At 39.6% G+C, this 9,698-nt stretch carries 8 protein-coding genes; 5 read left to right on the top strand and 3 right to left on the bottom strand.

Annotation, left to right across the window (positions count from 1 at the left end):
* Positions 1-93: 93 nt before the first annotated feature.
* Positions 94-1,170, bottom strand: coding sequence for an SGNH/GDSL hydrolase family protein (locus tag FC85_RS07350; RefSeq protein WP_057864881.1), 1,077 nt, complete (start codon positions 1,168-1,170; stop codon positions 94-96).
* Between the two features lie 334 nt (positions 1,171-1,504).
* Between FC85_RS07350 and FC85_RS07345 the strand changes: the two genes are divergently transcribed.
* Positions 1,505-2,224: an alpha/beta hydrolase gene (locus FC85_RS07345; protein ID WP_057864880.1), complete on the top strand. Its 720-nt coding sequence runs from the start codon at positions 1,505-1,507 to the stop codon at positions 2,222-2,224.
* A 185-nt stretch (positions 2,225-2,409) separates the two neighbouring features.
* Here the strand turns inward: FC85_RS07345 and FC85_RS07340 are convergent, their stop codons facing one another.
* Complete coding sequence (locus FC85_RS07340) at positions 2,410-2,823, bottom strand: MerR family transcriptional regulator (RefSeq protein WP_057864879.1); 414 nt, start codon at positions 2,821-2,823, stop codon at positions 2,410-2,412.
* An 88-nt stretch (positions 2,824-2,911) separates the two neighbouring features.
* Here FC85_RS07340 and FC85_RS07335 point away from each other — a divergent pair, with 88 nt between their 5' ends.
* The gene (locus FC85_RS07335) at positions 2,912-3,880 is read left to right on the top strand and encodes an aldo/keto reductase family protein (RefSeq protein ID WP_057864878.1); all 969 of its coding nucleotides are present in this window, start codon (positions 2,912-2,914) and stop codon (positions 3,878-3,880) included.
* 342 nt (positions 3,881-4,222) lie between these two features.
* Positions 4,223-5,497, top strand: coding sequence for a hypothetical protein (locus FC85_RS07330; protein WP_057864877.1), 1,275 nt, complete (start codon positions 4,223-4,225; stop codon positions 5,495-5,497).
* A gap of 78 nt (positions 5,498-5,575) precedes the next feature.
* Here the strand turns inward: FC85_RS07330 and FC85_RS07325 are convergent, their stop codons facing one another.
* The gene (locus FC85_RS07325) at positions 5,576-7,225 is read right to left on the bottom strand and encodes a peptide ABC transporter substrate-binding protein (protein ID WP_057864876.1); all 1,650 of its coding nucleotides are present in this window, start codon (positions 7,223-7,225) and stop codon (positions 5,576-5,578) included.
* A 682-nt stretch (positions 7,226-7,907) separates the two neighbouring features.
* Here FC85_RS07325 and FC85_RS07320 point away from each other — a divergent pair.
* On the top strand, positions 7,908-9,092 hold the full coding sequence (locus tag FC85_RS07320; protein WP_057864875.1) for a DUF2075 domain-containing protein: 1,185 nt from the start codon (positions 7,908-7,910) through the stop codon (positions 9,090-9,092).
* Between the two features lie 128 nt (positions 9,093-9,220).
* Positions 9,221-9,589, top strand: coding sequence for a YxeA family protein (locus FC85_RS07315; protein ID WP_057864874.1), 369 nt, complete (start codon positions 9,221-9,223; stop codon positions 9,587-9,589).
* Positions 9,590-9,698: the final 109 nt, after the last annotated feature.

Below are 9,698 nucleotides of genomic sequence, written 5' to 3'. Positions count from 1 at the left end.
AATCTGTCATTAATAATAGATTAAATCTATTACCAACAACAGATATTGTACAGCCTCGAAATGAAAAGATTGATCCCTTTATCTTTGCCTAAATTAATCGGCCAATTTCCGTGCCAACGCATAGCCAAGCTTCTGCGCGGTTTGAGCCGTTGGGTGAATTTCCCGATCTTCCAGCGTGACATCTTTATTTTCAGAAGTGATAATGTTGGGTGCAAATTGCTGAAAGTCAATTACTGTGGCGCCTAGTCGTCGATACATCAAGGCTTCCTCGTGACGCAATTGACCATAGGTGTATTGGCTGTCATTCATAATGTTTTCCCGGTTAAACCCATTAGCGGTATAACGTGAAATTGGCAGGACACCATAGATTTTGGCGTTTGGATTCAGCTTTTGAATATACTGCACGTTGCGTTTTAGATGATTAATCACGTTCTCTAAACTGCCTGAGTTGGAAAAGTTGGTGTAGTCATTAGTCCCAATATGAATGAAAATCATGTTCATTTTTTGAATGGCACTCTTGTGATAACGAATCTGCATGGTGAGATCTTGGGGCTTTAATATTGGCCCAACATAAGCAAATCGATGGCCAACAATTTTGGCACTTGGCACGGCTTCATTAATAATTCGATTGTTTGTCCCCAAGTATTTCGCTAACCAGTCACCGTAGGCGTTGTTTAAATAGAAATGGTAACCATCCCAACCAGCGGGAATCGAATCGCCAAAGAAGCCAATTCGCTTATTGGTAAATTGATTACCTGCCGCCGCTAATTTAACGTTAAATGACTTGCTGTTAATTGATTTGACTGATGAATGCAGTGCCCAATAGGTGTATTTGCCACTTGCATTGGTTAACTTATAAGCGACTGCAGGTTTGCCTTTTACCAAAAGTTTAGCTGCCTGACTGCGATACCAGGTATCCTTTAACAATGGCTTGGCACTCATTCCTTGGGAGAGACGCGCATCAGTATACAAAGTAGCATTTTTTCTCAAGGCATAGGCATGAGCGTGGATTGGGTAGGTCGCTTGGACACTGACTTTGGCACTAGTTGATGTTTTTGATGAATTGGTTGACGTGTCTGCCGTAGAATGATCATCGATTCCAAATGCAACCCCCGCCAAAATGACCGTGGCAATAATTAATTTGATGTGTTTATGAAAAAATGCAAACATATTATTCTCCTCAGAAAAGTGATTGTTTAATAAAAGTCAATTTTAAATTCAATTTAATTAGTGATAATGATTTAGGTTGATTTCTAGAACCCTTATGACCGGGACAGAGGGTGTTTTCGTCTTTTGTTTCTTGATCTTAACTTTACCATTATACACAAAAATAGTTGCTTGTTTATAAAGAATATCGATAACCTCATAAAAAAATACGATGTGCCGCCCAAATCCGTCTGTGGCTTAGGCTTAACGTCATGATTACATTTTTGGGAACGCTTTTTGGCAGCCTTATCTAGCATTTTTAAACGTGGCAACTTATGATAGTACTTGAGGTGATTTTATGGATATTAAGAATATAACACTTGACCAAGCAAAAGGGTCATCTTTAGATATTTATCAAAGCAATACGGATGTTAAACTTCCCGGAATCGTCGTCATTGGCGGTGGTAGTTATAAAAAGTTAAAGGAACGGGATACTGAACGGGTTGCCATAACGTTTGCAACTCAAGCCTTCCAAGCTTACGTTGTTAACTATCCGGTTGAGGAAAAGAAAAATTATGCGGATGCAAAAGCAGCTATTGAACAGTCGTTTGACTACATTGTCAAACACGCGGATGACCTTCAAGTTGACACCACTGAACTAGGGATCATCGGTTTTTCAGCCGGGGGTCAATTAGCCGCAGATTACGGTAACGAAAAAGATACTAAAGCAAAATTTGTGATGTTGGGCTACCCAGTTATCAAACCAACGTTGGATGAAAAGATGGGCATTAAAAGCTTGGATGTTTCGAAAACTGTTACACCAAATACACCGCCAACTTTCATGTGGGGTTCGATTAATGATGGGTTGACGCCGTTCTTAGATCATGTTCATGTTTATGCGGAAGCACTGGCTAAGAATCAAGTCCCATTTGAAGTTCATGAATTTGGGACGGGTAATCATGGCATCGCCTTAGCTAATAAATGGACAGCAATTGTGAACCGTGACAGGTCCGATAAACACATGGCTAGATGGTTTGAATTAGGAATGGAATGGTTCAATGAAGTTGTTGCAAAATAATTTATGGGTTTAAAATGATAATCGCAAAAAATAGTTTCTACAAATTAGATTAGTTTTCAGTATTTGACCATTTTTTTAAAAAAACTGTTCAGATGATTAATTAACCATAATGATAGCTAAATCCCGCAAGGTGTTGGACTTTGCGGGATTTTTGAGTGGCGTGCTAATAAGTCAGGTGAAACTGTTCAAGAATCTGTTAACACATAGTCCTCCCACTTTGGCATTGGTTGATGGTTTTGTTTTGCTTGACGAATATCAGAGTAGTACTTAAATTTGCGTTGAATGTGTTTGCGATTCTTTTCCAGTAATGCAAGTTGGTCATCAACCCGCTTACAGTGCTTGGCTAATAGTGCGACCATATCGTCTAAATCGTCATCATTATCTTGAAACCGGAAAAAATTTTGGAGTTCAGCAATCGACATCCCGGTTTCTTTAAAGCAGACGATCGCGTCCAATCGATCCAGATTTTCCTGATCATAAATCCGGTTTTTCCCGTTCCGATCGACATCGCACAGCAAGCCAACGTCTTCATAGTAACGAAGCGTTGACACGGGTAGGTGGTATTTTTTTGAGACTTGCGTAATGGAATAAGTTGCCAATTTAAATTCTCCTTAAATAATACTTTACCTCAAGTGTACTTGAGGTGATATGGTTAATGCAAGTGATAAATTAAAGGAGTGTTTAGAAATGAAATACCGTCATTTAGGTAGGCAGGGAATTAGGGTCAGCGAGTTGGCATTAGGCAGTTGGATGACTGATGTTAGTGATTCGGCTAAACAGGATTTAGCCGATCAAAGTATTAAGTTGGCTTATGAAAAAGGCATCAACTATTTTGACTGTGCTGATGCATATAGTGGTGGCGCAGCTGAACGATTTTTGGGTAAAGCTTTAAAAGAATTTCCACGTCAAGAACTTGTCCTGTCCAGCAAGGTTTATTTTCCGGTTGGTGATGGGATTAATGATCGGGGCTTGTCCCGGAAACATATCTTTGAGTCGATTGATCGGTCACTGAAAAATATGCAAACTGATTATTTGGATTTATACTTCTGCCATCGATTTGATCCCGAAACACCGCTTGAAGAAACCTTACAGGCGCTGAGTGATTTAGTTGATCAGGGAAAGATCCTGTATTATGGGGTGAGTGAATGGACACCTGTTCAAATTTTAGAAGCCCAATTAGTGATTCAACAACGTGGACTACATCCAATGTCGGTGATTCAACCGGAGTACAATATTTTTGATCGGTATATCGAAAATGAAGCTTTGGATGTCTGTGAAAAGCTGGGTCTAGGGGTTGTGCCGTTTTCGCCATTATCACAGGGGCTGTTGACCGGTAAATATCGTAAGGGTCAGCCGATTCCAGCTGGGTCGCGAGCAACGTATCAAGATCAGATTCAGGCGATGCTGACGGATGATAACTTGGATAAAGTTGAAGCCCTTGTCAAGATGGCAGATGAACTCAATACTGATTTAGCCACGTTCTCACTAGCTTGGGCACTTCGAGATTCACGGATTTCAAGTTTGATCACGGGTGCCAGCAAACCGGCTCAGTTAAAGAACAATTTGAAGGCAATTGAATTGGAGATTCCGGCTGAGTATGATCAGCGGATCGACAAACTTTTCCATTTTAAGAAATTCCATCGACAAATTGGCTAATCGGAAGTTCTTTGATTATTAAACACAAGTCATTAGTGAACGTTTTATATCACAAGAATAAGGGACTCGGGTGAATTTCACCGGGGCCTTTTTTCCGTCTAAAACATGGTTGATTTATCTGCATATCGGTGAGTGTGATAGGTCAGAGGGGGCAAAATTGGATTTTATTTCGACCATTCAATTTTGAGTTAAATCCAAAGTTAAACGAGTGAATTACTGATCATCCAAATAATTTTTAGATGATTTTTTGAAAATACTAATGCAAGAAGCGATGTTTAGGGCTAAGATGATTAATGATTTTATTATTTGAGCGTCACAAGGTTAAAGCATCATTTAGAGGGGATGAGAAAAGTGGACGCGACTTACCTGAAAGATTTATTTGGTCAATATTCTCAAAAGAAGGAATTGCTTTACCAAACTTGGTTTATCCATAGTGAGGATCGTCTAAAAGCGTTTAATCAGGTACGCAAGGGTGTTAAACAAATTGTTAAGGATATTCGAAATGGCAGTTTTCCAAGAGATTTGCGCGGTTCATCATTGGAAACTGTGATGAATGTGATCATTGCGCAACAGGAAATCTTCAAGGGGGCTAAACACGCTTTTATGTGGAAGCCTAAATTGCGTATCCCTGATATATATGAAAATCGGGAAAATCAGTTAGCCTTTGCGGAAATGCTTGATCAGATTGTGACTACCGGTCAAGAAATGAAAATGTTACTTGCGGTTGATAATCTGGCGGAGAAAAAAATTAAGGGATTGGGTCCAGCAGTCGCAAACATCTTATATTTTTTGGAGCCAACGATTTTCTGTCCATTTAATACAAGCATTGTTCGTGGATATAACGAGTTAACCCATTCCAAAATTCGATTAGGTAAATGGCCTGACTATTTTAAGTTACGAGACGGCATTATCGAGTTAAACGAATCTGGGGGGCTGTTTTCCAAGGATTTAGGAGCAATCTCAGCTTTCTTATTTGATGTTGGCAAACTGAATTATGTGACGCCGGAGAATAGCGAGCAGTATCTTAAGGTCACCGAGAGTAAGACCGCTGCCAAGCTTAAAAATAGGCAGACAAAAGAAGACGAGAAAAACCTTCATTATCAAATCCAGTATGTGTTGGCAGATATTGGTAACAATATCGGTTATCGATCATGGATTGCCTCCAATGACCATAACAGAACTGTTGGCGGTAATCGGCTAGGCGACTATTCACTTCCAAGACTTCCTAAAACGATGGATCAGTTGTCACCACATTTGCATGAAACGGTTTCGTTAATCGATGTTATTTGGTTTACGAAACAGGGGGAACCTATCGCGACCTTTGAGGTTGAAAAATCAACTTCAATTATGTCGGGAATGAACCGCATGGATGACCTTTATGAGATTAATCGAGGTAACATGATGTTATATATTGTCTCACCTGATAAACGTGAACAAGAAGTAAGGGCTCAGTTTAATCGACCACATTACATGCACAATCATGATTTGCACGATCATATTCGATATATTTTATTTGCGGATTTAATTAACAGCTATCCGTCACTTAAGCGGTTTGGCCAAGATTATTCAATTTTAGGACCAATTTCGCATTTTTCGGACGGGAAACTTGTTAGATAAGTCGTTACGTTTTTTTGAAAAGGGCGGCTTCATCAATTACGATTTTGTAATGTGATGGAGCCGCCTTTTAGTTTTGGTTTACTTACTCAAATAAGCGTGCGTTAAATCAATGGGAGTTCCTAAGTTGTGAGTAACGATGCCCTTTAGTTTTGGATTAATCAGGTAGTCACTTGAGGATTGATAGAGCGGGACAACGACCTGCTGATTACTAAGGAGATATTTCTGAGCTTTTAACAAGTCGCTCCACCGAGTATTAAGGTTATTTAAATCATGATACTGAATTTTATTTAAAAGTTGATCATAGTACTTATCATTAAACTTGGCGTGATTATGTGGGAAGGTTGAATAAAACTGCTGTAGCATGCTAAACGGATCAATGTCACCGGACCAGCCAGCAAGTGCCATATCAAATTTGTAAGTCATCATTTTGGTGAATCTGGTTTGCGCCGGTAACGATTGAAGCGTAATTTTAACGCCCGGGAGCTTTGATTCAATTTGGCTTTGAACAAATTCACCAGTATTCTTGGCCTGTGCCGTATCATCCGTAAGTAGTGTAAAATGAACCGTTTTTTTATGGAGCTGCTGTTGTGCTTTGCGCCAAAGTTGTTTAGCTTCTTTGGTGCTATAGGGAAGTAAGTTGCCAGCATCAACAGCCAAATCGGTTTTATCTTTGGGACTCTTTGCTAAGCCCTTTGGAATCACACCCGTTGCAGCGCGGGAACCATCCGAAAGAACATCCCCTACGAGTTCTTGACGATTAAGTGACAGGCTGATTGCTTTTCTTAAATTAACGTTTTGTAAATTTTTATTTGAGCTGGTTCCAAATTCCAGGTTGGACATGGATAGCGTTAAGATGGATTTGAAATCAGGATTCTTTTTGAACTGTTTGACAAAATAGCCGGAAAGAATGGCATTATCAGCTTTCTTGGCTTGGAATAATTTGACACCGGTTGACGGATCTTTTGATACTTGAACATTGATTTTGTCCAAATGGACATTTTTCTTATCCCAGTAGTAAGGATTCTTGACGTAGCGCCAATTCAAGTTGGTGCCGCTCCACCCCTTCATGATAAATGGGCCGTCGGCAACTAATCGACTACTGCTGGTACCATATTTTTTACCGTATTTTTCAACTGTTTTTGCATCTTGAGGAAACAGGTTCTCTGAAGCTAGGGTCTCTTTCAAATAGGGGTCCCGTCGTTCCAAAGTCAGTTCAAGTTTGGTATTGGAAAGTGCCTTGACACCAAGTGAATTAACTGGTTTTTTGCCTAAATTAATTTTTTCTGCGTTTTTAATATCGTAATAAACATTCGCGTTTTGGGCAGCTGTTTTGGGGTTGAATAGTCGACGCCATGCATAAACAAAGTCGTGAGCGGTCAGCATACTGCCATTAGACCATTTGAGCCCCTTCTTCAGGTTAACCACATATTTGGTCTTAGCTTTGTTCAGCGCGATTGGATTACCCGCTGCCAATGCTGGTTGGGCATCATTTTTGCCATCAATTTTATATAGGCCCTCACCGAAGAAATCGATTTGTTCGGTGCTGACGGTATCATATTCTTTGACTGAATCCGCGGTTGGCGTTTCAGCCGAGGTCAACCAAGTAATTTCCTGCTTTTGATTTAAACTTGATTTTTGTGATCCTTTAGCACCGCAGGCGGTTAGAAGGCCTGCAAGAAGTAGGCTACTAGAAATGAAAATCATTTTTTTGATTAAGTGAATTGTCATGATAACGATTGTTCCTCTCAATAAATGTATTTTTTCCCAACACTGAATTTGACTCAGTTAGCCACATGAAAATAATACCGCCACAATTTGAATAATAATTTGAAATATTGACCAACAAAATCCTCACCTGCTCTTCTTTTTGGTTATAAAAAACGCCCCTGCAAAAATATGCAGGGACGTTTATACACGTGGTACCACCCAGATTTGCGGCCACTTATTAAAAAAGCTGGCCACCTCATCAGCTCATATAAAAAATAGGTTAAGAAATTATCCATAAAAGTTTAATTATCAATTTGATAATTAAAAATCTCGTTAATAATCACTTACAGCCAATTCTTTGTTAAGCCTGAGACTGTAACGCGTCTTCGCGTGGATATCGCTTGCACGTATCCAATGCTCTGAGTTCATCTTCGCGGTCGTTATTCTTATTGACTCTCAACGGATGTCAATTCTCTGTAAAAAATAAGTGACCATTACTCTTCTCATCTAAGCAATCTATGAATTTGAATGACATTATAATATCACGATTAAGAGATTGTTCAAGTAATAATTTGATGGCAAAACGATGTATCTTTAATTAAATAGTAATTAGAAACTGCCGTGATATTTGGCGATTGATCCTTCAAGATCAGTTAAAACATGCTATTATGAAACCATGTTATTTCACATTAGGGAGGATTTTATGGATTCGCTAAAGTCACATACACTCAATGCATTTTCAAAAAATGTTCACCTGACGAAGCACCAAAATGATGTGCTTCACCAGATCATTGATTTTACGAAGCAACATCTTCAATCTGACGGTCACGCGGTATTTGTCTTAATGGGCGATGCCGGTACCGGTAAAAGTCTCATTTTAAACCAGCTGTTCACGACCCTTTCTCAAAAGGTGACGGACGCGTATTTTCTGGTTAATCATCCTGAGTTATTAAAGGTCTACCGTGAGTTGGCGGGTCGAACCCCCAACATGTTAAAGAAATACTATCAACGGCCAACGAGCTTCATTAATCAGTTACATAAACAGGATCAACACGTTAATTTAACCGTGATTGACGAAGCTCATTTATTGCTGAGCAAACCAGATCATTATAATAATTATTATGGCGATAATCAGTTGACTGATATTATTCAACTAAGTAAAGTCACGATCGTTGTTTTTGATCCCCACCAAGTGCTGCGAACAAAAAGCTTTTGGAATAAATCACGGCTGCTGAAATTAATTGACCCGTATCCACACGAGGTGGTTCATTTAAACGAGCAGTTTCGAATGCAGGCTGGGCCGAAGTTAATGGATTGGCTGGATCATTTCATTGATGGTGATGTTATTGGGCCGGTTCCCCAAGATGTTGGTAATTATGATTTTCGGATTTTTTCGGATGCACAACAAATGTTTCAGAAAATCATTCGAAAAAACAATCAATTTGGTTTATCTCGAATGACGTCGACCAGTGGCTATCCGTCAACTTTAGACGGTGGTAAACATTTGGTAAATGAAGGCAACTTTCACCAACCTTGGGATCAGTATAACTTTACAAGTAAGCCATGGGCCGAACAGTCACAAACGATTGATCAAGTTGGTAGTATCTACACGGTGCAAGGATTCGACTTAAATTACATTGGCATTATTATTGGGCCGCCATTTTATTTAACTGATGATCACCGCTTGGGTGTTGATCCAAGCAAGGTAACTGATGTGGAAATTTTTAAGCATCGCCCTGATCTTAGCGGCAAAGACTTCGAGCAAAGTAAGCAAACACTGCTGCGCAATTCGCTGAATGTGTTGTTAAGGCGGGAAATTAAGGGGATGTATCTGCATGCCCATGACCCTAAGCTGGAAGCGTATTTGGAACAAATGGACAGGCGTTGATAAAGTTAATTTTTGGGCGTGGGATGGCACGGTTAACTAATCGAGTTAATCACGAAATTAAAATGTTGACAGAATTCCTCGTAGCATATATAGTTAACTACACAAGTAATTAACTGGAGGAAAACATCATGAGTAAAAAGTTAATCACGGTGATGATGACTGCTTTGATTGTGATTGTCGTTGGCGGATCGGTTTACCATTATAAGTATGGTAAAACCTATTATTATGGGGTTGTTGGTAAGATGGACCATTCTGAAGACCAGGGGAAAGGGTTACCGACAAGTTATTATTATAAAATTAAGGGATATAACAAAAATGGTGAAAAGAAGCTTTTAACTGTTGGGTCTTTTGCCGGCCATAAATTTGTTGAAGGCCGGTTTATTAAAGTGGGCTGGTCACGTGCTAAAAAGGTTAACGAGTATGAGCAGGTAAGTGCTAATCAAATTCCTAAAGAAGCTTGGGCAAAGTTAAAATCGGAAGTTCCTCGAGATCGGTGAGGATAGTCGTCATTAACCGTATGTGATGTAGGTTGGCGTTTTTTATCAAAGAGATGTGTCATTAAAAAGCAAACGAGATTGGGCCGGGCGAATGGTTCTCAATCTCGTT

Source organism: Lentilactobacillus diolivorans DSM 14421 (assembly GCF_001434255.1).
GTDB classification, from domain to species: domain Bacteria; phylum Bacillota; class Bacilli; order Lactobacillales; family Lactobacillaceae; genus Lentilactobacillus; species Lentilactobacillus diolivorans.
Note: the sequence above shows the minus strand (reverse complement) of the source record. Positions and strands in the feature narration are given on the sequence as shown.